The 20,951-nt window shown below is 71.9% G+C and carries 16 protein-coding genes; 2 read left to right on the top strand and 14 right to left on the bottom strand.

From position 1 onward, the window contains the following. Nucleotides 1–76: 76 nt before the first annotated feature. Together ACFWBN_RS09595 and ACFWBN_RS09590 are read right to left on the bottom strand one after the other, a co-directional pair. Nucleotides 77–787 carry a ribonuclease HII gene (locus ACFWBN_RS09595; protein WP_385173188.1) on the bottom strand — a complete coding sequence of 237 codons (711 nt, stop codon included), beginning with the start codon at nucleotides 785–787 and terminating at the stop codon, nucleotides 77–79. A gap of 69 nt (nucleotides 788–856) precedes the next feature. Beyond that, the gene (locus ACFWBN_RS09590) at nucleotides 857–1,459 is read right to left on the bottom strand and encodes a TetR/AcrR family transcriptional regulator (RefSeq protein WP_385173186.1); all 603 of its coding nucleotides are present in this window, start codon (nucleotides 1,457–1,459) and stop codon (nucleotides 857–859) included. 142 nt (nucleotides 1,460–1,601) lie between these two features. Between ACFWBN_RS09590 and ACFWBN_RS09585 the strand changes: the two genes are divergently transcribed. Beyond that, entirely contained in the window at nucleotides 1,602–3,155 is a 1,554-nt protein-coding gene (locus tag ACFWBN_RS09585) for an MFS transporter (RefSeq protein WP_385173183.1), read from the top strand. A gap of 96 nt (nucleotides 3,156–3,251) precedes the next feature. Here ACFWBN_RS09585 and ACFWBN_RS09580 read toward each other — a convergent pair whose 3' ends face one another. The 8 genes from ACFWBN_RS09580 to nrdR all read right to left on the bottom strand — a co-directional run bounded on the left by ACFWBN_RS09580 (nucleotide 3,252) and on the right by nrdR (nucleotide 12,345). After that, nucleotides 3,252–5,018 (bottom strand): DUF4173 domain-containing protein, encoded by a 1,767-nt coding sequence (locus tag ACFWBN_RS09580; RefSeq protein WP_385173180.1) that lies wholly within the window; start codon nucleotides 5,016–5,018, stop codon nucleotides 3,252–3,254. A 171-nt stretch (nucleotides 5,019–5,189) separates the two neighbouring features. Next, a complete protein-coding gene (locus ACFWBN_RS09575) occupies nucleotides 5,190–6,104 on the bottom strand; it encodes an ADP-ribosylglycohydrolase family protein (protein WP_385173177.1) in 915 nt (304 codons plus the stop codon). 11 nt (nucleotides 6,105–6,115) lie between these two features. After that, on the bottom strand, nucleotides 6,116–6,775 hold the full coding sequence (locus tag ACFWBN_RS09570) for a histidine phosphatase family protein (protein ID WP_385173174.1): 660 nt from the start codon (nucleotides 6,773–6,775) through the stop codon (nucleotides 6,116–6,118). A 73-nt stretch (nucleotides 6,776–6,848) separates the two neighbouring features. Further along, on the bottom strand, nucleotides 6,849–7,454 hold the full coding sequence (locus tag ACFWBN_RS09565; RefSeq protein ID WP_385173171.1) for a YdbC family protein: 606 nt from the start codon (nucleotides 7,452–7,454) through the stop codon (nucleotides 6,849–6,851). 136 nt (nucleotides 7,455–7,590) lie between these two features. Continuing rightward, a complete protein-coding gene (locus ACFWBN_RS09560) occupies nucleotides 7,591–8,337 on the bottom strand; it encodes a DUF2071 domain-containing protein (RefSeq protein ID WP_385173168.1) in 747 nt (248 codons plus the stop codon). Then, nucleotides 8,334–8,675 carry a metalloregulator ArsR/SmtB family transcription factor gene (locus ACFWBN_RS09555; RefSeq protein WP_385173165.1) on the bottom strand — a complete coding sequence of 114 codons (342 nt, stop codon included), beginning with the start codon at nucleotides 8,673–8,675 and terminating at the stop codon, nucleotides 8,334–8,336. The genes ACFWBN_RS09560 and ACFWBN_RS09555 overlap by 4 nt, the downstream gene beginning before the upstream one ends. 124 nt (nucleotides 8,676–8,799) lie before the next feature. Next, entirely contained in the window at nucleotides 8,800–11,688 is a 2,889-nt protein-coding gene (locus ACFWBN_RS09550; protein WP_385173162.1) for a vitamin B12-dependent ribonucleotide reductase, read from the bottom strand. Between the two features lie 144 nt (nucleotides 11,689–11,832). Continuing rightward, nucleotides 11,833–12,345, bottom strand: coding sequence for a transcriptional regulator NrdR (gene nrdR, locus ACFWBN_RS09545; protein ID WP_385173159.1), 513 nt, complete (start codon nucleotides 12,343–12,345; stop codon nucleotides 11,833–11,835). A 469-nt stretch (nucleotides 12,346–12,814) separates the two neighbouring features. Between nrdR and lexA the strand changes: the two genes are divergently transcribed. Continuing rightward, nucleotides 12,815–13,606, top strand: coding sequence for a transcriptional repressor LexA (gene lexA / locus ACFWBN_RS09540; protein WP_031142326.1), 792 nt, complete (start codon nucleotides 12,815–12,817; stop codon nucleotides 13,604–13,606). A 78-nt stretch (nucleotides 13,607–13,684) separates the two neighbouring features. On the opposite strand, the gene ACFWBN_RS09535 is transcribed toward lexA, so the two are convergent. The 4 genes from ACFWBN_RS09535 to ACFWBN_RS09520 form a co-directional block, all read right to left on the bottom strand. Then, the gene (locus tag ACFWBN_RS09535) at nucleotides 13,685–15,655 is read right to left on the bottom strand and encodes an ATP-dependent DNA helicase (RefSeq protein WP_385173156.1); all 1,971 of its coding nucleotides are present in this window, start codon (nucleotides 15,653–15,655) and stop codon (nucleotides 13,685–13,687) included. A 52-nt stretch (nucleotides 15,656–15,707) separates the two neighbouring features. Then, entirely contained in the window at nucleotides 15,708–17,564 is a 1,857-nt protein-coding gene (locus ACFWBN_RS09530) for an IucA/IucC family protein (RefSeq protein ID WP_385173153.1), read from the bottom strand. Nucleotides 17,565–17,683: 119 nt separating this feature from the next. After that, nucleotides 17,684–18,382 carry a GNAT family N-acetyltransferase gene (locus tag ACFWBN_RS09525; RefSeq protein ID WP_385173150.1) on the bottom strand — a complete coding sequence of 233 codons (699 nt, stop codon included), beginning with the start codon at nucleotides 18,380–18,382 and terminating at the stop codon, nucleotides 17,684–17,686. Nucleotides 18,383–18,413: 31 nt separating this feature from the next. Then, nucleotides 18,414–20,465 carry an IucA/IucC family protein gene (locus ACFWBN_RS09520; protein WP_385173482.1) on the bottom strand — a complete coding sequence of 684 codons (2,052 nt, stop codon included), beginning with the start codon at nucleotides 20,463–20,465 and terminating at the stop codon, nucleotides 18,414–18,416. Between the last annotated feature and the right edge of the window lie 486 nt (nucleotides 20,466–20,951).

Below are 20,951 nucleotides of genomic sequence, written 5' to 3'. Positions count from 1 at the left end.
GGCGGGGTGAGAGGCGTGACGTGATGTCTATCAAACACCGGTACGAAACGTACCGGCCGGGGGCACATGGGTGCGATCAGAAATCGAAGCCGAGTTGGCCTCCGTTTTCCAGCTCCACCGCCTCCTCGCTGCGGCGCACCTTCTTGAGATGGCGCCACCGGGGCAGCGCGTCAAGGTACGACCACGAGAGCCGGTGGTAGGGCGTGGGCCCCAGTTCCTCCAGCGCCGCCCGGTGTACGGGCGAGGGATATCCGGCGTTGGCAGCGAAGGCGAAGTCCTCGATTCCGCCGCCCTGTTCACCGAGCGCGGCCATCATGCGGTCGCGCCGGACCTTGGCGATGACCGAGGCCGCGGCGACGGCGACGCACGACTGGTCGCCCTTGATCACCGTACGGACCCGCCAGGGCGGGCCGAGATAGTCGTGCTTGCCGTCGAGGATCACCGCATCGGGGCGGACCGGCAGGTCCCCCAGGGCGCGCTCCGCCGCGAGGCGCAGTGCGGCGGTCATCCCCAGCTCGTCGATCTCCTCCGGGGAGGCATGCCCGAGGGCGTAGGCGGTGACCCAGTCCTCCAGGACGTCGACGAGAACGTCGCGCCGCTTGGGGGTGAGCAATTTGGAGTCGGTGAGTCCGGCGGGCGGCCGGCGCAGACCGGTGATCGCCGCGCACACGGTGACGGGACCGGCCCAGGCCCCTCGTCCGACTTCGTCGACCCCGGCGATGACCTTGGCGCCGGTGGTTGCACGGAGGGAGCGTTCGACGGTGTGGGTGGGTGCTTCGTACGGCATGGCGCCAGCAAGGTTACGCCGCCCCGCGCCGCCTGCACACCCCGCCCCGGTACGACAGGGACCCGCGTCTCACCTCCTGAGCAGCGGGACCATCACCTCGTCGATCAGCTCTCCGATGTCCGGATCCCCCCATTCGCTCCCGCACACCTTCGCGCGGTACATGAGCATCGCGGGAATGACATCCACGACAAACGGACCATTAGCATCCGCTCGCACGTCACCCCGCTCGATTCCCCGGCGCACAAGCTCCCTGATCAGCAGCTGCGCAGGCTCGTGCAGGCCGGACCAGATGACCCCGTGGAAGCGGTCGGCATGCTCGTGGTCGCATTCGTGAAGGACGGACCGCAGGGCCTGCCCGGCGCGCGAATGCATGACGTCCCGCATCCGCACACACAGCAGGTAGAGGTCCTCGCGGATCGATCCGCGGTCGGGGATCTCCCCGATCTCGGGCAGGCCGGTCCGCAGCGCTTCGGCCACCAGGTCCGCCTTCGAGGGCCAGCGCCGGTAGAGCGCCGCCTTGCCGGTGTGCGCACCGGCCGCGACGCCCTCCATGGTGAGCGCGTTCCAGCCGACCGTGCTCAGCTGCTCCAACGCGGCGTCGAGAATCGCCCGTTCGAGTTCGGGGCCCCGCCTGCGCCCCGGTGACGCCGCCGACCAGGGCGAACCCACCATGTCCCCATCCTCCGACCGATCCGCGCGTCCCCCGCACATATTTTTCAGCCTTAGTGAACGCTTGCGTTCACTAAGGCTCCGCTTCTACCGTGGACCCACAGTGAACGGATGCGTTCACTATTTCACTTTGGGGGGATCCTCAGTGACAAGCTCTCAACTCGCCACACCCCGGACACCGGGCGCGGCCCGCCGGGAGGGGCGCCCCGGAGTGGCGCTCGCCGTCATCGCCGCCTGTCAGCTCATGGTCGTCCTCGACGCGACGATCGTGAACATCGCCCTTCCGCACATCCAGACCGCGCTCGACTTCTCCACCACCGACCTCTCCTGGGTGCTCAGCGCCTACACCCTCACCTTCGGCGGCCTGCTCCTCCTCGGCGGCCGAGCCGGCGACATCCTGGGCCGCCGCCGCGTGTTCATGGCCGGAATCCTGCTCTTCACGCTCGCCTCCCTCCTCGGCGGCTTCGCCCAGGAGCCCTGGCAGCTGCTCGCCGCCCGTGCGCTGCAAGGGGTCGGCGGCGCGATCGCCTCCCCGACCTCCCTCGCCCTCATCACCACGACCTTCGCCGAAGGCCCCGAACGCAACCGGGCCTTCGGGGTGTTCGCCGCCGTCTCCGCGGGCGGTGGCGCGATCGGCCTGCTGGCCGGCGGCATGCTGACCGAGTGGCTCGACTGGCGCTGGGTCCTCTTCGTCAACGTGCCGATCGGCGTGCTGATCGCGGTCCTCGCCCCGCTCTACATCACCGAGTCCGAACGCCACCCCGGCCGCTTCGACATCGCCGGAGCCGTCACGTCCACCGGAGGCATGGCCTCCCTCGTCTACGGGTTCATCCGCGCCTCCGAGGACGGCTGGCGCGACGCCCTCGCCCTCGGCTCGTTCGCCGCGGCCGTCGTCCTGCTCGCGCTCTTCGTGGCCATCGAGTCCCGGGCCCGCGAACCGATCATCCCGCTGCGGATGTTCGCCGACCGCAACCGCGCCGGCACCTACCTGATCATGCTCGGCCTGGCCGCCGCGATGTTCGGCATGTTCTTCTTCATCGTCCAGTTCGTGCAGAACGTGCTCGGCTTCTCCCCGATCCAGTCCGGCCTCGGATTCCTGCCCGTGACCGTCGCCATCGTCACGGCCGCCGGCCTCTCGCAGCGCTTCCTGCCGCGCTTCGGCCCCAAGCCGTTCATGGTCATCGGAACCGCCCTCGTGGGCACCGGCCTGACCTGGCTGTCCTTCATCCGGACCGACAGCTCGTACGCGTCCGGGGTGCTCGGGCCGATGCTCCTCTTCGGCTTCGGCATGGGCCTCAACTTCGTGACCCTCACGCTCACCGCCGTCTCCGGGGTGGCGCCGAAGGAGGCGGGCGCGGCCTCCGGGCTGCTCAACGCCAGCCAGCAGGTCGGCGGTTCACTCGGCCTGTCCATCCTGGTCACCGTGTTCGGAACGGCCGCCCGCGACGAAGCCGAGAAGCAGGTCCCGGCCTTCGCGGCCCAGGCCGACCCGGGCGCACTGGCCGCCTTCAAGCAGAGCGGACAGCTGCCCGACCCCTGGGGGGACCTCGTGCTCACCCAGGGCATCTCGACCGCCTTCGCCGCCGCCGTGGCGATGGCGGGCCTCGCCCTGGCCACCGCGCTGCTGGTGATCCGGGTGCGCAAGAGTGACCTGGCGGCCCTCAACGGCGCCGCCGAGAAGGCCGGTCCGGCGGCCTGAGCCCGGCCGCCGGCGGGGCCGACGGCACGGCCGACGTACGAGGGGCCCTGGCGCGGGAAGCGATCCCGCGCCCGGGCCCCCGTACGGCGGCACCCCTCAGAGCTCGGTGCGGTCGGCGAAGATGCCCAGCCGGGAGCAGACCTCGTACGAGGCCGTCACCGGGCGCTCGCGCAGGATCTGCCGGGCCCGGTACTCGCCCAGGCTCATGGCGTACCAGGGGACCTCGCCGGCCTTGGACATCTCGTCGTTGATCCCGCGCAGGGCGCACGACCTGCGGGGCTCGGGGAGCTTGTCCAGGGCGGGCACGGCGTCCGCCGACAGGGACTGGAAGTAGGCCAGGTCGATCTTGCCGTTCTCCTCGAAACGCGCCACGTTCCGCTCGGCGACCATCCCGTCCGGGGACAGCAGGCCGAAGGCCAGGACTGCGGCCGCCGCACTGCCCGCGACCGCGCGCGGCAGCCAGCGGGCGCCGAACACCCCGGCCGCCATGATCAGTACGATGACCAGCCCGAGCCACAGCTCCATGGCGGCCACCGACACGCGCAGCCTGGTCAGCCCGTACGCGTCCACGTAGAGGTCCATCCGGCGCAGCGCGGAGGCGACGACGACCAGCGTCAGCGCGCACAGCACCCCGAGCACGATGCGGACGAAGCGGCGGTCGCCGGCTCCGGAGCGCGGGGCCCAGCGCAGGGCGAGCGCGATCACGACGAGGGTGAGCAGGGTGGCCCAGAGCAGCTGCCAGAAGCCCTGCTTGGCGTACTCGGCGTAGTTGAGGCCGGTGCTCGCCTTGACCTTGTCGTACCCGCCGAACAGGACCGCCAGCTGTACGGCGTTGAAGCCGGCGAAGAGCAGGTTGAGCACGACGAGCGGAAGGGCCCATTCGACGCGGGACCTCGGCTTGCCGGGGGCCACCTCGATACGGTCCCAGCGCAACGGGGCCGCGGCGGCGCGGGCGGCGGCCAGCGCGAGCAGGGTGCCGAGGAGGAAGAGCAGGAACCGGACGGGCCCGTCCCCGACGGAGACGTCGGGGGTCAGGCCGCTCAGCAGATCGGCGAAGGCGGCGTCGGCGGACGCGAACAGCGCGCCGAAGAGCACCAGGAGGACCACGGCGACGCCGGCCGCCTTGGCCACGGGCAGCCAGCGGTCCTTGCTGACGCCGCCGCGGGAGCGCATCCCGGTCCAGGCCCAGCCGGCCCCGGACACGGCGGCTTCGAGGAAGCCGAGCGGGCTGAGCAGCACCCCGGGCCAGGTGCGGCTGCCGTGCAGGGCCAGCGCGCCGAGCAGGATGGCGGAGAGGATCGCGAGCGTGGCGGGCCAGGCGGAGTCCCGCAGGGCCGGCACGGCGAGGAGGGCGAGGCAGCCGATCGCCCAGACCACGGTCCAGGGCCGGGCCGTACGACGGGCCGCTCGGGCGGCGACGTACGCGGCGACGACGGCGGGCACGACGGCGAGCAGCAGGCCGAGGCCCAGGCCGTCACCGAGGAGCAGGGCGGCCGCGAGCCCGGCCGCGAGGGCTGCGCCGAGGGTCGCGGTCCGGATGGGCGCGGCCTCGGCGGGCCGGACGAGTACGACCCAGGCGGCCGGCTCGGCGGCCTTCGCGCGGGCGGTGGCGTAGCGCCGCTGCTGCTCCTGCCAGGCCTGCCAGGCGACGGCGTCGGCGGGCGTCCCGGGCGCTCCGGGCCGCGCCGCGGGCCCCGGCGCGGCAGCCGCCGGCGCAGCGGCGGCTGCCGCGGCAGGCGCGCCGGAATCCGGCCCGTCCGCCGCCGCGTCACCCCCGGCCGGAGCCGGCCTCCCGGCCGCGGCCTCGCCACGGGCCGCGGCCGCGGCCTCGGCGCCGTCCACCCCGTCGGTGTGCTCTGACATCGGTTCCCCTCCCCTGTCGGCCGCCCCCGGCGTTCCGGTGGAGGCGGCGAAGCGGACAGAGTAGGCCGACGTCAGGCGGTTTTGAACAGGATCAAAAGAGCTCTGTGGCAGGACCGTGACAATCGGAACGGGATACTTCGCGCCGCCACGGGCACCCCCGCCGGCAACCCGCTAACGCGCCACCGACTCCGGCACCCACGCCGGCAGGGCCTCGGTGCGCGCCAGCCAAGCGGCCGGCAGCACCGCCTCCCCGCGCGCGCCCAGCACCCCGCCGACGATCGCGCAGGTCGTGTCGACGTCCCCGCCCACCTGCGCGGTGGTCCAGAACGCCCGCTCGTAGTCGTCCAGCGCCCGCGCCGCCGACCACAGGGCGAACGGCACGGTGTCGTGGGCGCTCGTGCGCCGCCCGCAGCCCAGCACCGCCGCGACCGTGGTCGCGTCGCCGTAGTCCAGCATGTCCCGCGCCCGTCGCAGCCCGGCGCCCACCGCGCTGCGCGGTACCAGCGCGATCACCCCGTCCAGCAGGTCGGCGGCCTTCGGCGGGCCGTCCGTACCCGCCGCGAGCGCGGCCGCCGCGGCGACGGCCATGGCCCCGCACACGGCCTCGCGGTGCTGGTGGGTGGTGTAGGCGGAGATCTCCGCCTGGTGCGTGGCCTGTTCGGGATCGTCGGCGTACCACGCGCCCAGCGGCGCGATCCGCATGGCGGCGCCGTTGCCCCACGAGCCCTGCCCGTTGAAGAGTTCGGCGGCGAGCGTGCGCCAGTCCGCGCCCTCCCGGATCAGGCGGAGCATCCGGTTCACGGCGGGCCCGTAGCCCCGGTCGAAGTCGTGGTGGTGGGCGAAGGAGCTCGCGAGGGCGTCCTGGTCGATGCGTCCGTGCTCGGCGAGCACGGCCACCACCGAGCAGGCCATCTCTGTGTCGTCGGTCCACTGCCAGGTCTCGGCGGCGGGCAGTTCGCGCCGCTTGAGCAGCGGGTAGTTCACGGGGACGAAGTACTGGGAGCCCAGGGCGTCCCCCAGGGCCAGCCCGCGGAGGCTGGCGAGGGCGCGTGCGTAGCGCCGTTCGGGAGTGGAGTCAGGGGTCATCGCGGGCCACTCTAGCCGTCCAGGTCGTAGGGCTCGGGTGTGGTCCACCGCTCAAACGGGCGGTCCATCCGGTACCGGCCGTCCGGGCCCAGCATGAGCACCCGGAATTCGCCGTTGCCCGGGTTGGACAGCGCCTCGAACTCGGCCACCGACCAGTGGAACCAGCGCATGCAGAACAGCCGCATGGTCAGCCCGTGCGTCACCACGAGCACGTTCTGGGGGTGGTCGTCGGCCTCGAAGCTGCGGTAGAGGCTCTCCAGGAAGGCCCCGACCCGGTCGTACACGTCGGCTCCCGACTCGCCCTGCGCGAACCGGTAGAAGAAGTGGCCGTACGCGTCCCGGTACGCCTTCTGCAGCCGTACGTCGTCCCGGTCCTGCCAGTTGCCCCAGTCCTGCTCGCGCAGCCTCGGCTCCTCGCGCATCCGGACCCGTGTCGGGTCCAGGCGCAGCTCCCGGAAGGTCTGGAGGGTCCGGCGGTACGGGGAGACGTACGCGCTGATCGTCTCTTCGCCGAAGAGCTCGCGCAGCCGTACCCCGGTCGCCGCCGCCTGTTCGCGCCCGGTCCGGGTCAGCCGCAGGGCGTGGTCGGGCTCCCGCTCGTACACCGAGTCGTCGGCATTGCCTTCCGATTCCCCGTGCCGGACGAGGACGATGCGCCGTGGTCGAACCATCCCACGACCCTATTCGGCCACCGGAGTGCCCGCGGACCGGGCACGCCGGTTCCGCCCGGCGATCGTCGTACGGTCATACCGTCCAGGAGGGTTCGAGGTCGACGACGTCCCCGGTGAGGGCCTCGACATCGGCCTGGATCTGGGCGCGCAGGGAGAGCCGCTCGACCCGCTCCTGCCGGTACTTGCCGTGCTCGGCGGCCGCGTGCCACATCGACAGTACGAGGAACTCCCGGCCCGGGGCCTCCCCGAAGAGGCCGCGGACCATGCCGGGAGATCCCGCCATGGCCGGGTTCCAGACCTTCTCCTGCATGAGGGCGAAGTGCTCGACCCGGCCCTCCCGGACCCGGGTGTGCGCGACCCGGACCACATCGGCGTCGGTGAACCGCGGCTCGAAGCCGGTCTTCACGTCGAAGCGGTGGTCGAAGAGCGTCACCCGCAGATCGGTGTAGGTGCCGTTCTGCGCGGCGGCCAGCCGGTCGTGCGCGCGGGCCATGAAGGAGTCGTAGAAGGAACGGCTCTCCCAGAAGGTGAAGACATGCGCGACCCCCTGCCGGCCCCGGCTCCAGCCGCCGCCCTGCCCCCGGAATCCCGGCTCGCCTGGCAACCCCGCCCATTTTCGCTGCCCGCGCTCGAACCCGCGTCGGTCCGTCACCGTGCAGCGAATCCACTTGACCAGCACGGCGCCATCGTACGGTCCCCGCGCGGCCCGGGTCAGTCCCCGGCGCGGTCGATCCGCACCAGTTCGGCCGCATCCCGCTCGGTCGGCCGAAACCCGAACTCCCGGTCGCATACGGCGAGCTGCCGCGAGGAAGCGCTCACGCGGCCGGCGCGGCGCATCCCGTACCGGCAGCGGGGTCCAGCGGGTGCCACTCCACGGGTACGTCGCGCATCAGCAGGGCGCAGTCGAGGTGGGCCGTGCCGGGCGGGAAGCGCTCGGGGTCCTCGAAGAAGGAGGACTCGGCGCGGGTGACCTCGGTGGCCTCAACCCGCCAGGCGTCGGTGTGCAGTTGCATCCCGTCGAGCCGGCCGGCGGCGCGCGCGGGCGAGTAGCCCCGGGCGCCCTGGCGGAAGTACTCGGAGGCCTCGGCCAGATCGCCGAAGAGGCGGCTGCCGCGCAGCTCGTCCGCGACCCGGGCCACGACCCGTACGCGCGTGGAGGCGTCCTTCGTCTCGTACGCGACCCCGATCTCGTCGGGCGTCTCGCGTACGTCGAAGACGGCGGAGCCGTGCGCTCCGGGGAACAGCCGACCGCCCGCGAGGACGTTGATGCGGGAGCCGCTGTCGCGGCGCGGGATCCAGACCCCGGTCTCGACCCCGTCGGGACCGTCCCACTCGACGGAGATCCGGTGCGCGGCGTTCTCGCTGCGCACGCCGGTGCCGGCGGGCGCCCAGCGCGGCCGGGTGTCGCCGAGCCGCAGCAGGCAGATCCCGGCGACGGCCCAGCCGCCCGCGAGCTGCGGCCGCATCCCGGCCGGCAGCAGCCGCGCGGCCACCTCCGGCTCCACCCGGTAGTTCACGAGCAGCCTTCGCTCGATGACGCTCGCCATCTTCGGACTGATCATTGCGCGCTCTCCCCCGGTTCGCCCTTGCGCCGCTGGTGCCGGAGCACGATCTGCTCCGGGCACACCATGCTGAGAAACCGTCCGACACAGGCGGCCAGCCGCTCCTCGACGAGCGTGTAGAGGATCCGGTTCCCGTCCCGGCGTTCCCGTACCAGCCCCGCGGACTTCAGCACCCCCAGGTGCCGTGACACGGACGGAGCGCTGATGGGGAACCGGCCGGCGATCTCCCCGGCCGCCATCTCCCCGCCGCGCAGGTCCTCCAGGATCTGGCGCCGCGTGGGATCGGCGAGCGCCCGGAAGACGCCGGCCTCGTCGTCGGCCTCGGTGTTCTCAACCATGAGACCTTTTTAGCACATGAGCTAATTGGCTAAATAGCCGGGAGGGCAAACGGAACGACAAAGGGGAGGCCGCCGAGGGTGGCCTCCCCTTACGGGTGAGGTGTCAGCACCTCACCGCCGGTCGTCAGCTGCAGCCGCTGGTGGAGCCGCAGCCCTCGCAGATGTAGCAGGAGCCGGCGCGCTGCATCTTCGTACCGCAGGAGAAGCAGAGCGGGGCGTCGGCGGAGACACCGAGCTGCATCTCGACCAGTTCGGCGTTGCTGTGCGCCGTCTTCGGGGCCGGGACCGTGATGGCCGCGACCGGCTTCGGCTCGGACGGCACCGCGGCCAGCGGGGCCGACTGCGCCAGCGACTCGGTGTCCAGCTCGTCCTCGAGGGGCTCGTAGGAGCCGGTCTCCAGGTGGCGCTGGCGCTCCTCGGCGGTGTGGATGCCGAGGGCCGAGCGGGTCTCGAAGGGCAGGAAGTCCAGCGCCAGGCGGCGGAAGATGTAGTCGACGATCGACTGCGCCATCCGCACGTCCGGGTCGTCCGTCATGCCGGCCGGCTCGAAGCGCATGTTCGTGAACTTCGAGACGTAGGTCTCCAGCGGAACGCCGTACTGCAGACCGACCGAGACGGCGATCGAGAAGGCGTCCATCATGCCCGCGAGGGTCGAGCCCTGCTTGGACATCTTCAGGAAGACCTCGCCCAGACCGTCGTCCGGGTAGGAGTTCGCCGTCATGTAGCCCTCGGCGCCACCGACCGTGAAGGAAGTGGTGATCCCCGGGCGGCCCTTGGGGAGGCGCTTGCGGACGGGACGGTACTCGATGACCTTCTCGACGGCGGCGCGGATGGTCTCCTCCGTCTTGGCGGTGACCTCCTCCTTCTCCTCTTCCTTCTTCTTCGCGGAGAGGGGCTGGCCGACCTTGCAGTTGTCGCGGTAGATCGCGAGCGCCTTGACGCCCAGCTTCCACGCCTCGAAGTAGATCTCCTCGATCTCCTCGACGGTCGCCGTCTCCGGCATGTTGACCGTCTTCGAGATCGCGCCGGAGATCCAGGGCTGGATCGCGGCCATCATGCGGACGTGGCCCATCGCGGAGATGGAGCGCTCGCCCATGGCGCAGTCGAACACCGAGTAGTGCTCGGTCTTCAGGCCCGGGGCGCCGACGACCACGCCGTGCTCGGCGATGTGGGCGACGATCGCCTCGATCTGCTCTTCCTGGTACCCCATGCGGCGCAGGGCCTGCGGGACGGTGCCGTTGACGATCTGCATCGAGCCGCCGCCGACGAGCTTCTTGAACTTGACCAGGGCCAGGTCCGGCTCGACACCGGTGGTGTCGCAGGACATCGCGAGACCGATGGTGCCGGTCGGCGCGAGGACGGAGGCCTGGGAGTTGCGGAAGCCGTTCTTCTCGCCGAGGCGCAGGACGTCCTGCCAGGCCTCGGTGGCCGCGGCCCAGATCGAGTTGTCGAGGTCCTCGGTGCGCGGCGCGACGGCGTTGGCGTCGGCGTGCTGCTTCATGACGCGCTTGTGGGACTCGGCGTTGCGGGCGTAGCCGTCGTACGGGCCGACGATCGCGGCCAGCTCGGCGGAGCGCTTGTACGCGGTACCGGTCATCAGCGAGGTGATCGACGCGGCGAGGGTGCGGCCGCCGTCGGAGTCGTACGCGTGGCCGGTGGCCATCAGCAGGGCGCCGAGGTTGGCGTAGCCGATGCCCAGCTGGCGGAAGGCGCGGGTGTTCTCGCCGATCTTCTGCGTCGGGAAGTCCGCGAAGCAGATGGAGATGTCCATCGCGGTGATGACGAGCTCGACGACCTTGGCGAAGCGCTCGGCGTCGAAGGACTGGCTGCCCTTGCCGTCGTCGTCGAGGAACTTCATCAGGTTCAGCGAGGCGAGGTTGCAGGACGTGTTGTCCAGGTGCATGTACTCGCTGCAGGGGTTGGACGCGGTGATGCGGCCGGACTCGGGGCAGGTGTGCCAGTTGTTGATCACACCGTCGTACTGGATGCCCGGGTCGGCACAGGCCCACGCGGCCTCGGCCAGCTTGCGGAAGAGCGCCTTGGCGTCGACCTCCTCGATGACCTCGCCGGTCATGCGGGCACGCAGGCCGAACTTGGTGCCGTTCTCGACGGCCGTCATGAACTCGTCGTTCACGCGGACGGAGTTGTTGGCGTTCTGGTACTGGACGGACGTGATGTCGTCGCCGCCCAAGTCCATGTCGAAGCCCGCGTCGCGCAGGGCGCGGATCTTCTCCTCTTCCTTCACCTTGGTCTCGATGAAGGCCTCGACGTCCGGGTGGTCGACGTCCAGGACGACCATCTTGGCCGCGCGGCGGGTGGCGCCGCCCGACTTGATCGTTCCTGCGGACGCGTCGGCGCCGCGCATGAAGGAGACGGGGCCGGAGGCGTTGCCGCCGGAGGAGAGGAGCTCCTTGGAGGAGCGGATGCGGGAGAGGTTCAGGCCGGCGCCGGAGCCGCCCTTGAAGATCATGCCCTCTTCCTTGTACCAGTCGAGGATCGACTCCATGGAGTCGTCGACCGCCAGGATGAAGCAGGCGGAGACCTGCTGCGGCTGGGGGGTGCCGACGTTGAACCACACCGGGGAGTTGAAGCTGAAGATCTGGTGCAGGAGGGCGTAGGTCAGCTCGTGCTCGAAGATCTCCACGTCGGCGGGCGACGAGAAGTAGTCGAAGTCCTCGCCGGCCTTCGTGTACGTCTTCACGATCCGGTCGATCAGCTGCTTCAGACCGGTCTCGCGCTGCGGGGTGCCGACCGCGCCGCGGAAGTACTTGCTGGTGACGATGTTGACCGCGTTCACCGACCAGAAGTCGGGGAACTCGACGCCACGCTGCTCGAAGTTGACCGAGCCGTCGCGCCAGTTGGTCATGACGACGTCACGGCGCTCCCAGCTCACCTCGTCGTACGGGTGCACGCCGGGGGTGGTGTGGATGCGCTCGATACGCAGGCCGCCCTTGGCAGCCTTGGTCCCCTTGGCGCGGGAACCACGTGCCGAGCCGCTCGCCGTCTCTGTCATGCCAGGCCTCCCATATGCGGGCAAAAACGCCCTAAAGTGCCAGCGTTATTCCGCGGCACGATGCTGTGTCTCTGTATCTACGTCTCTTCGCCGGACTGACCGGCCACACCGCTGCGCGCGAGCGCCGCGGGGAGGGCCGTCCGGTCAGTCGGCGGCGGAGGCGGGCACGGGGACCGAACCGGTCGCCCCGGGCTCGCACTCTTCAGGGTGAGGCCGCCGCTCGCGCAGTTCCACGATGGCGGTCTCGAAGTCTTCAAGGGTGTCGAAAGCTTTGTACACGGACGCGAAGCGCAGGTACGCGACGAGGTCGAGCTCCTGCAAGGGGCCGAGGATGGCCAGACCCACGTCATGGGTGGTCAGCTCGGCACTGCCGGTGGCGCGCACCGCCTCCTCGACCCGCTGGCCGAGCTTGGCGAGGGCGTCCTCGGTGACCGGCCGCCCCTGGCACGCCTTGCGCACGCCAGAGATGACCTTGGTACGGCTGAAGGGTTCGGTCACCCCGCTGCGCTTGATCACCATCAGCGAGGCCGTCTCCACCGTCGTGAAGCGACGGGAGCAGTCGGGGCACTGACGGCGCCGGCGGATCGACGTGCCGTCGTCGGTGGTGCGGCTGTCGACGACGCGGCTGTCGGGGTGCCTGCAGAAGGGGCAGTGCATGGTTCCCTCACCCTCCCTCTTGGCACGACTGAATCACCTCACAAGGCCCCGGAACGGCAGAGTCAGGCTCTGTCGGGGGCTCGTGAAGCAGCCACCAGCATATGCGATGCCGGGACCCCCGGCAGACCGGGGGACCACAACTTCTGGGTGGCAGCGCTCATCCAACCACTAGATCTTGGGTTGCGGTGGATTTGCGAGGCTCCGCGTGTCGCGGCGTCCGATAGCCGGATGCGAGGCCTTTCGGTGCCACACTGACCGGAGACCCGGAAGGTGGCGACCCGACCGGGAAGGGTACCGTAAGCAGCGGATGCCGAGCCGAACCCGCGTTCGGCAAACCGATCGTCCATACACCTCTAGATGTGCCCACGCGGGACGATCTGCGATTTTTCACTCGAACGTGTGTTTGGCGCAACCTTTCGAAAGCAACTACCGTTGTCCAGCTAGGGAGAACATTTCGAGAGGGGCCGACGTGACCACCACCGCAGACAGTGCCACCATCACTGCCCAGAACCGCTCCCAGAGCCGACTCGAGCCGGTGCATGCCATGAACGACGCAAACCTGAACCCGGAGGCGGAGCCCGTACGCCCCGCACGCTCGCTGCCAGGTCGACCTCCAGGCATCCGCGCCGACAGCTCCGGGCTCACGGACCGGCAGCGGAGGGTCATCGAGGTCATTCGCGACTCCGTGCAGCGGCGGGGTTACCCGCCGTCGATGCGGGAGATCGGCCAGGCGGTCGGCCTGTCCAGCACGTCCTCCGTCGCGCACCAGCTGATGGCGCTCGAGCGGAAGGGCTTCCTGCGGCGCGATCCGCACCGCCCCCGTGCCTACGAGGTGCGCGGCTCCGACCAGCCCAGCTCGCAGCCCACGGACACCACCGGCAAGCCCGCCGCCTCCTACGTTCCCCTGGTCGGCCGGATCGCGGCCGGCGGCCCGATCCTCGCCGAGGAGTCGGTCGAGGACGTGTTCCCGCTCCCCCGCCAGCTCGTCGGCGACGGCGAGCTCTTCGTCCTCAAGGTCGTCGGCGACTCGATGATCGAGGCCGCCATCTGTGACGGGGACTGGGTCACGGTCCGCCGCCAGCCGGTCGCGGAGAACGGCGACATCGTCGCCGCCATGCTCGACGGCGAGGCCACCGTCAAGCGCTTCAAGCGCGAGGACGGCCACGTCTGGCTCCTCCCGCACAACGCCGCCTACCAGCCGATTCCCGGCGACGAGGCGACCATCCTCGGCAAGGTCGTCGCGGTACTGCGCCGGGTCTGACCGTCTGGCCCTGCCGTCTCCATCCAGCCCTCGGGATCCACTGCGCCGGTCCCGAGGGCTGTTTTGTATCCCCGGGGACTACTTGCCGTCGGCCTTCGCCGCAGCGTCGATCGAGGCCAGCGAGCGGCGGGCCTGGTTGCGGTCCGTGGTGTACCAGAAGTCCGGCAGCGTGGCCCGCAGGAAGCTCCCGTACCGCGCCGTGGCCAGCCGGGGGTCCAGGACCGCGACGACACCCCGGTCGCCCGTGGCCCGTACGAGACGGCCCGCGCCCTGGGCCATCAGCAGGGCGGCGTGCGTGGCCGCGACGGCCATGAAGCCGTTGCCGCCGTGCTCCTCGACCGACTTCTGCCGGGCGCTCATCAGCGGGTCGTCGGGGCGCGGGAAGGGGATCCGGTCCATGACCACGAGCTGGCAGCTGGGGCCGGGAACGTCCACGCCCTGCCACAGCGACAGCGTCCCGAACAGGCAGGTCTTCGGGTCGGCCGCGAACGCCTTGATCAGCTCGCCGAGCGTCTCCTCGCCCTGGAGCAGGATGGGGTTGTCGAGCCGGCCGCGCAGCTCCTCGGCGGCCGCTTTGGCGCCGCGCATGGAGGAGAAGAGCCCGAGGGTACGGCCGCCGGCCGCCTCGATCAGCTCGGCGAGCTCGTCCATCATGTCGCCGCGGGTGCCCTCGCGGCCGGGCGTGGCCAGGTGCTTGGCGACGTAGAGGATGCCCTGCTTCGGGTAGTCGAAGGGCGAGCCGACGTCCAGGCCCTGCCAGACCGGCACGTCGTCCCCTTCGACTCCCTCGGCGGACAGACCCAGGGAGGCGGCGACCCCGTTGAAATCGCCGCCGAGCTTGAGGGTCGCCGAGGTCAGGACTACCGAGCGGTCCTCGAACAGCTTCTCGCGCAGCAGGCCCGACACCGACAGGGGGGCGACCCGGAGGGTGGCGCCGAAGCGGTCGTGGCGCTCGTACCAGACCACGTCGTACTCGGAGCGGTTCGTGATCCGCTCCGCCACCCCGTGGATGCTCTCCACCGCGGCCAGGGCCTGCTTGCGGACCGCGTCCTCGTCGTGGACGGACTTGTCGCGGGTGGCGCCGATCGCGGAGATCACATTGCGCGCGGCGTCCCGCAGCGCCATCAGCGCGTAGCCGAGGTCCTCGGGGATCTCCTCCAGCCGGCCCGGGAGCGCCAGCTCCATGACCCGCTCGAAGGACTCCGAAGCGGTCTGGAGCGAGTCCGCGGTCTTCTCGTCGACCAGCTTGGCAGCACGCTTCACGGCCCGGTTGACCTGCCCAGGAGTGAGCTCGCCCGTGGCCACCCCGGTCACCCGGGAGACCAGCTCGTGGGCCTCGTCGACGATCAGGACCTCGTGCTGCGGCAGTACCGGGGCGCCCTCGATGGCGTCGATGGCGAGGAGGGCGTGGTTGGTGACGACCACGTCCGCGAGCTTGGCCCGCTCGCGGGCGGCCTCGGCGAAGCACTCGGCCCCGTACGCGCACTTCGTGGCGCCCAGGCACTCGCGGGAGGACACGGAGATCTGCGACCAGGCCTTGTCGGAGACGCCCGGGGTCAGGTCGTCGCGGTCGCCGGTCTCCGTCTCGTCCGCCCAGTCGCGCAGGCGCAGCAGGTCCTTGCCCAGCTTGCTCGTGGGGGTGGCCGCCTCGAACTGGTCGAAGAGGCCCTCCTCCTCGTCCTGCGGAGCTCCCTCGTGCAGACGGTGCAGGCACAGGTAGTTCGAGCGGCCCTTGAGCATGGCGAACTGCGGGCGGCGGCGCAGCTGCGGATGCAGCGCCTCCACCGTCCGGGGCAGATCGCGCTCGACGAGCTGGCGCTGGAGGGCCAGGGTCGCGGTGGCCACGACCACGCGCTCGCCGTGGGCGAGGGCCGGCACCAGGTAGCCGAGGGACTTGCCGGTGCCGGTACCGGCCTGGATGAGCCGGTGGGAGTTGTCGTCGATCGCTTCGGCGACGGCTTCGGCCATGGCCACCTGGCCGGGGCGCTCCGTGCCGCCGACGGCGGAGACGGCGGCGTGCAGCAGGTCGGGGAGGGAGGGCTTCGTCATAGCACTGCCAACCCTACGGGGCTCCACCGACAGTGACCGCACCGGCGAGGATTCACGGCCGGTACAAGGGGTTGGGCACGGTGCCGTGCTGCACGGCGTGCGGGCGGTCGGGGCGGTCGCGGTAGCCGTCCTCGTAGAGCCGGTTCCGGTTGAGGCAGAGCCGTCCGAGGCGTTCGCCGAGCAGGTCGAAGAGCTCGTAGCGGTCCTTGAGCTCGGGGAAGCGGGCCTGGTGGCGGAGGATCTCCGCCCGTACGAGGCTCCAGAACTCGCTCTCCGGGACGCCGAGGCGGTCCTCGCACAGGGCGGAGAGGTAGCGGAAGACGCCTACGAAGAGCCCGGAGTGGATGAACTGGGGCAGGAAGTCGGCGGGCTCGGCGAGCAGGACCGCGCGGACCTCGTCGGGGAGGGCGTCCAGCTCGGGCAGCGGTTCGGCGCTGATGTTGATGTCGTCCACGAAGTCCTTGACCGCGAGCCGGACCGGTACCTCGTGCTCGTCGAAGATCACGATGGCGTTCTCGCCGTGCGGGGAGAAGACGGTGCCGTAGCGGTAGAGGAAGTGGAGGAGCGGGGGCAGCAGCGCGGCGAAGAGGTGGTGCAGCCAGACGGTGGGGGCGAGTCCGGACCGGGCGACGAGTTCGGCGGTGAAGGAGCGGCCGCGGGGGTCGGTGTGGAGGAGGGAGGCGAGCGTACGGGCGCGCTCGCCGGGGGCGAGGCGGCCGGTCAGGGGCTCGCGCCAGATCGCGCCGAGGAGCTCCTTGTACTGGTAGGGGACCTCGGGGAGCTGGTCGTAGACGGGGTGGCGGATGGTGACGGAGGCGACCTCGCCGAGCAGGATGACCCGGCACTCGTCGCGGAGGAAGGGGTCGCTGTCGCGCAGGGAGTGGATCCAGGCGGTGACGGCGGGGGCGGCGAGGGCGAGGTCGCTGGGCAGGCCGCGCCACACCATGGTGTTGAAGATGGAGAGCGGCAGCTTGACGCTGTGGCGGTCGGGGCGGGTGAGGTTGAGGAAGGTGCGGATCGACTGCTGGGGCAGGCGCAGATCGGGATCGGCGGGGAGCGGGACGAGGGCGCCGGAGGCGAGGGCCGGGGCGAAGAGCGGGAGGACGACCTCGTCCCACTGCCAGGGATGGACCGGCAGATAGAGGTAGCCGAGCGGGTCGAGGCCCCGGTCGCGCAGGGCCTGGTCGAAGGCCGCGCGGGTGACGGGGTCGAGCTCGGCGGAGTAGAGGCGGGCGGGATCCTCCAGGCCGGCGGTGCCGCGGTAGCTCGCGAGCGAGGTGTGGGCGGCGAGCCAGGGCAGCCGCTGGCGGGTACGGGCCTCGGGGGCCCAGGCCGCGGTGTCGGAGGCGGAGAGTCCGATGCGGCCCTTGTTGAGGACGAGCCAGGGGTGCCCGGTCTGGTGGCCTTCGAGGGCGGCGTAGTCGAGGTCGGCCAGGACGTCGGCGGTGAGCGCGGTGTGGTCGATCCGGGCATCGGAGGCGAGGGTGGCGCTGAGCTCGCGGACGAGGTGGCCGAGGGTGGCTCCGTCGAGGCGCAGCAGGCCGCGGGAGCGGATGAGGAAGTCGTACGGGTCCCCGAAGGCGGTCGGCGGTTCGGTGGCGGGCGGCGGCGGGGTGAGGGTGATGGTGTCCGGGGCGACGTGCCAGCTGCCGTAGGCGCGGCGGCGGGCCCGGAAGCCGAGGCTGCTGCCGTCGTCGAGGGTCAGGGTCCATGCGTCGCCCGCGGCGGCCGGGGCGGGTACGGGTTCGACGATCTCCTCGTAGGCGAACTCGGCCAGCATCTTGGCGAGCAGCCGGCGGGCGGCGAAGTCCCAGGTCGCACGGGTCAGCTCGGGCGGTGTGCAGGGGTGCTGGGGCGACGGGGGCACGACGGGGTCTGCGGAGTCGGGGGCTGCTGGGAAATTCTGCACGGGACTCCTCGGAGATCGGGAACTTTGCTGCGTGACGCAGAGTTTTCGAAGGGAGAGGTGCGAAGCGACAACTCGGAGGAAGCCTCCGAAGGGGACGGTCGGGGCCCGCGGGGCGGCAATCAGAGGAGATTGCGCAGCGCCCGCTCCCGGATCATCAGGGCGGCGCGCTTCTCGGGAAGGTCGATTTCCGTGTGACAGCGGAAACCGGAGCTGAGGAAGGCCGATACGGAGGGGGTGTTGCGGATGTCCGGTTCCGCGATGACGCGTGTGCAGCGAGGGCGGTTGTCGAGGACCAGGTCGGCGACGGCGCGCAGCAGAGTGGTGCCCAGGCCCCGGCCCCGGTTCGTGCCGTCTCCGATGAGCAGGTGGATACCCGTGTCGTGGGGGCGCGCCGGGTAGTGGCGGGAGAGCGGGTCGAGGTCGGCCCGGTAGATCTCCCAGTAGCTCATCGGTGTGCCGTCGAGGAGGCCGAGGCAGGGGATGCTGCGGCCGTCACCGTCGAGCTGTGTCCGCAGGTGGGCGGCGGTCACGGCGGCGGGGCCTGCGAGCTCCCAGTAGGCGGCCACCTCGGGGTCGTTCATCCAGCCGGTCAGGAGCTCCAGGTCGCGTCCCGGGCGTACGGGTTCGAGGCGGAAGGCTCCGGCGGGGGTGTCGGTGCTGCCCCAGTTGGCCGGGGAGTCGAGGAGGTCGGCCTCGGCGAGGAGGGGCAACAGCTCGGCGGTGAGAGGCCGTTCAACGGTGTCGTGGAGGGCGTGGATCGCGCCGGTGGCGTCGGTGGCGGAGCCGGCGGCATCGGCAGGGGCGTCTGTGGTGGGCATGGGGGCTCGTCTCCGTGTCGGTGCCGACGCGTCAATCGTGAAGGGGGTTGGTGATGGTGACGTAGACGGACTGGGTGTCGACGGGGCCGACGAGTTCGTCGAGGCCTCCCAGGCGGGTGAGCAGGTTCGCCTTGCAGCGCAGGGTGGGCGAATCGAGCAGCTTCGCGGGGAGCGGGCCGAGGGCCGAGGCCTTGCCGAGGAAACGGCGGAAGGCGGCGAGGAGGACGCGTTCGTCGGCGAGCCGCTGGGATCCGAAGGCGCCGATGAGGCCGAACACGTTGTTGATGCCGAGGTAGTAGGCGAAGCGTTCGTCGGTGACGGCGTCGGAGACGAAGGTGTCGCTGGCGCTGCCGATGCCGGGGAGCCGGTGCTCCAGTTCCGCGCGGCGGGATTCGCGGAAGTAGTAGCCCTGGTTGTCGCGGTAGCGGCCGCCGATCGGCCAGCCGGCCGGGTCGAGGAGGACCAGGGTGTTCTGCTGGTGCGATTCGAGGGCGATGCCGGCGAGCGCGTCGAAGGCGAGGACCGGCAGGACCACGTGGTCGAGGTAGCGCAGGAACCACTCGGCGGCGACCGCCGAGGTGGTGCGCCCGGTGGCGGCGGCGAGGGCGGAGACGATCTCGGCGAGCCGGGAGCTCATGGCGGTCCGGCCGGGCCATGGGCGGGGCGCGGTGAGTGCGGCGATGCAGACGGCGTCGTCGCCCGAGCGGAAGGGGTTGTGGCGCAGCAGGGCGTCGAGTCCGGGGACGGGGGTGCCGTCCGGGGAGTCCACGGCGACCCAGGCGGGGTCGCGGACGATGTCGAAGCCGGGGTGGGCTGCCTGCCACTGCTCGGCGAGGCCGGTGCGGAGGAGCCGGTGCACTTCCACTCCGCGGTGGAGCTCCTTGCGGAGGTTCTCGCGGCGGGAGTTGGTGATGCGCAGGCCCAGGGAGAGCTTGAGCATCGCGGGCGCGCCCGGGCGGTGGACCGTGCGGACGGAGGAGGTGGGGTACCAGGGGACGCCGTACGGGCCCAGGTCGTGCAGGAGTCCCGCGTCGCGGAGGGCCGTGACGGCGGGGCGCTGGAGCAGGTCGCGGGCCTGCCAGGGGTGAAGGGGAAGGGGGGTGGTGCCGTCGCGTCCCTCGGGGAGCGGGATGCCGGGGGCGAGTCGGCCGAGGAGCTGGGTGGCGGAGACGGGGCGGCCGCGCTCGGTCCAGGCGGAGTCGGTGGCGAGGACGGACGGATCGACGGCGAACCAGTGCAGGAGGAAGGAGCCGTGCAGTTCGGGTGAGCAGAGGCGTGCCTCGGCTTCGGAGAGTCCCTCGCGGCTCTTCGGGTCGGGCTGGAGCGGGTGACCGAGGAGGAGGGACTGTTCTGCGGTCAGGAAGCGGTCCACACCGATGAGGGCGGGGGCGGCGGGGCGTTGGCGCCGGTCGGCGATGAACTCGGCGGTGCGGCGGGCCGAGTCGGCGACCCGGGCGACGAGATCGGCGCTGCCGTGGCCGTTGGCGGGGGCCGTGCCGGTGCCCTCGCGGGCGAGCAGGGCGGCGAGGGTGACGGCGTCCAGGGCCGGGGCGGTGGCGGGTGCGCCGGCCAGCCGGGCGGGACCGAAGCGGTGCCAGCCGGCCAGGGACCAGTGGCGGACGGCGACAAGCAGGGCGGCGCCGGATGCGGGGAGGGGGATGCGCAGCAGGGTCCCGGCGGGCCCGTCGGGACGGCCGATGCCGGCTTCGCGGACCCAGCACCGCAGCAGGTTCTCCACCGCCGCCGCATCGGCGGCGACGGCCGCGTCGGGGTGGTCCAGGAGGTCGGGCAGCGCGTCCGGTACCGGCCTGGCGACACCGCCCCACGCCGACCGGGGTGGCGTGCCGTCCTTCTGCCGCGGCACCGTGGCCGCCGCCCCGACCCCGGCGGGGGCGGCGACGTGCGGCTGCGCACGTTCCGGCGCGCCGGGGCGGGGCTCGGCGACCGGGGCCCGGTCGACGGGTTCGTCACGGGGCCCGCCGACACCTGCCCCCGGGGCGGGTTCCGTCCCCCGGGGGAGACCGGAGGGTGCCGCGGGCGTCCGGGGCGGGGGCGGGGTGCCGGGGACGGGCTCGGCGGGCACCGCGGCTGCGGCTGCGCCGGCTTCCGGGTCGGGGGCGGGGGGCCGGAGGTCGGCCTCGGTGTCGCGGCCGAGGGCGGGGGGCCGGGGGCTGGCCTCCGGCTCACGGCCAGGGGCGGAAGGCTGGGGACTGGCCTCCGGCTCACGGCCGAGGGTGGCGGGGCGGGGGCTGGCCTCCGGGTCACGGCCGAGGGTCGCGGGCTGGGGGTCGGCCGCGGTGTTCCGGAGCGGCTGAAGGGCGGGCGGGGTCGCCGGGTGGGGCCGGGGGTCGAGGCGGCCGGCCGGAGGGGTTGCCGGGTCGCCGGCCGGGGTGGGCGGGCGGTGCTCGGCCCGCGTGTCCGGGTGGGGCCGGTGGTCAAGTGGGTCCGCCGGGCGCGTTGCCGGGTCGCTTCCAGGGGTGGGCGGGCGGGGGTCGGACCGGACGTCCGGGAGGGGGTGGTGGGGCGAGGGCGCCTGGTGGGGGCGGGGGGCGAGTCGGTCGGCCGGAGG

The sequence above is a fragment of the Streptomyces sp. NPDC059989 genome, from assembly GCF_042736975.1.
In the GTDB taxonomy this organism is placed as follows: domain Bacteria; phylum Actinomycetota; class Actinomycetes; order Streptomycetales; family Streptomycetaceae; genus Streptomyces.
The sequence above is the reverse complement of the archived record's forward strand: the minus strand, read 5'-3'. Positions and strand labels throughout refer to the sequence as shown.

Coding starts and splice junctions, on each gene's coding strand:
- ACFWBN_RS09595 (WP_385173188.1), bottom strand. CDS start 787: ATGCCGTACGAAGCACCCACCCACACCGTCGAACGCTCCCTCCGTGCA.
- ACFWBN_RS09590 (WP_385173186.1), bottom strand. CDS start 1,459: ATGGTGGGTTCGCCCTGGTCGGCGGCGTCACCGGGGCGCAGGCGGGGC.
- ACFWBN_RS09580 (WP_385173180.1), bottom strand. CDS start 5,018: ATGTCAGAGCACACCGACGGGGTGGACGGCGCCGAGGCCGCGGCCGCG.
- ACFWBN_RS09575 (WP_385173177.1), bottom strand. CDS start 6,104: ATGACCCCTGACTCCACTCCCGAACGGCGCTACGCACGCGCCCTCGCC.
- ACFWBN_RS09570 (WP_385173174.1), bottom strand. CDS start 6,775: ATGGTTCGACCACGGCGCATCGTCCTCGTCCGGCACGGGGAATCGGAA.
- ACFWBN_RS09560 (WP_385173168.1), bottom strand. CDS start 8,337: ATGATCAGTCCGAAGATGGCGAGCGTCATCGAGCGAAGGCTGCTCGTG.
- ACFWBN_RS09555 (WP_385173165.1), bottom strand. CDS start 8,675: ATGGTTGAGAACACCGAGGCCGACGACGAGGCCGGCGTCTTCCGGGCG.
- ACFWBN_RS09550 (WP_385173162.1), bottom strand. CDS start 11,688: ATGACAGAGACGGCGAGCGGCTCGGCACGTGGTTCCCGCGCCAAGGGG.
- nrdR (WP_385173159.1), bottom strand. CDS start 12,345: ATGCACTGCCCCTTCTGCAGGCACCCCGACAGCCGCGTCGTCGACAGC.
- ACFWBN_RS09535 (WP_385173156.1), bottom strand. CDS start 15,655: ATGACGAAGCCCTCCCTCCCCGACCTGCTGCACGCCGCCGTCTCCGCC.
- ACFWBN_RS09525 (WP_385173150.1), bottom strand. CDS start 18,382: ATGCCCACCACAGACGCCCCTGCCGATGCCGCCGGCTCCGCCACCGAC.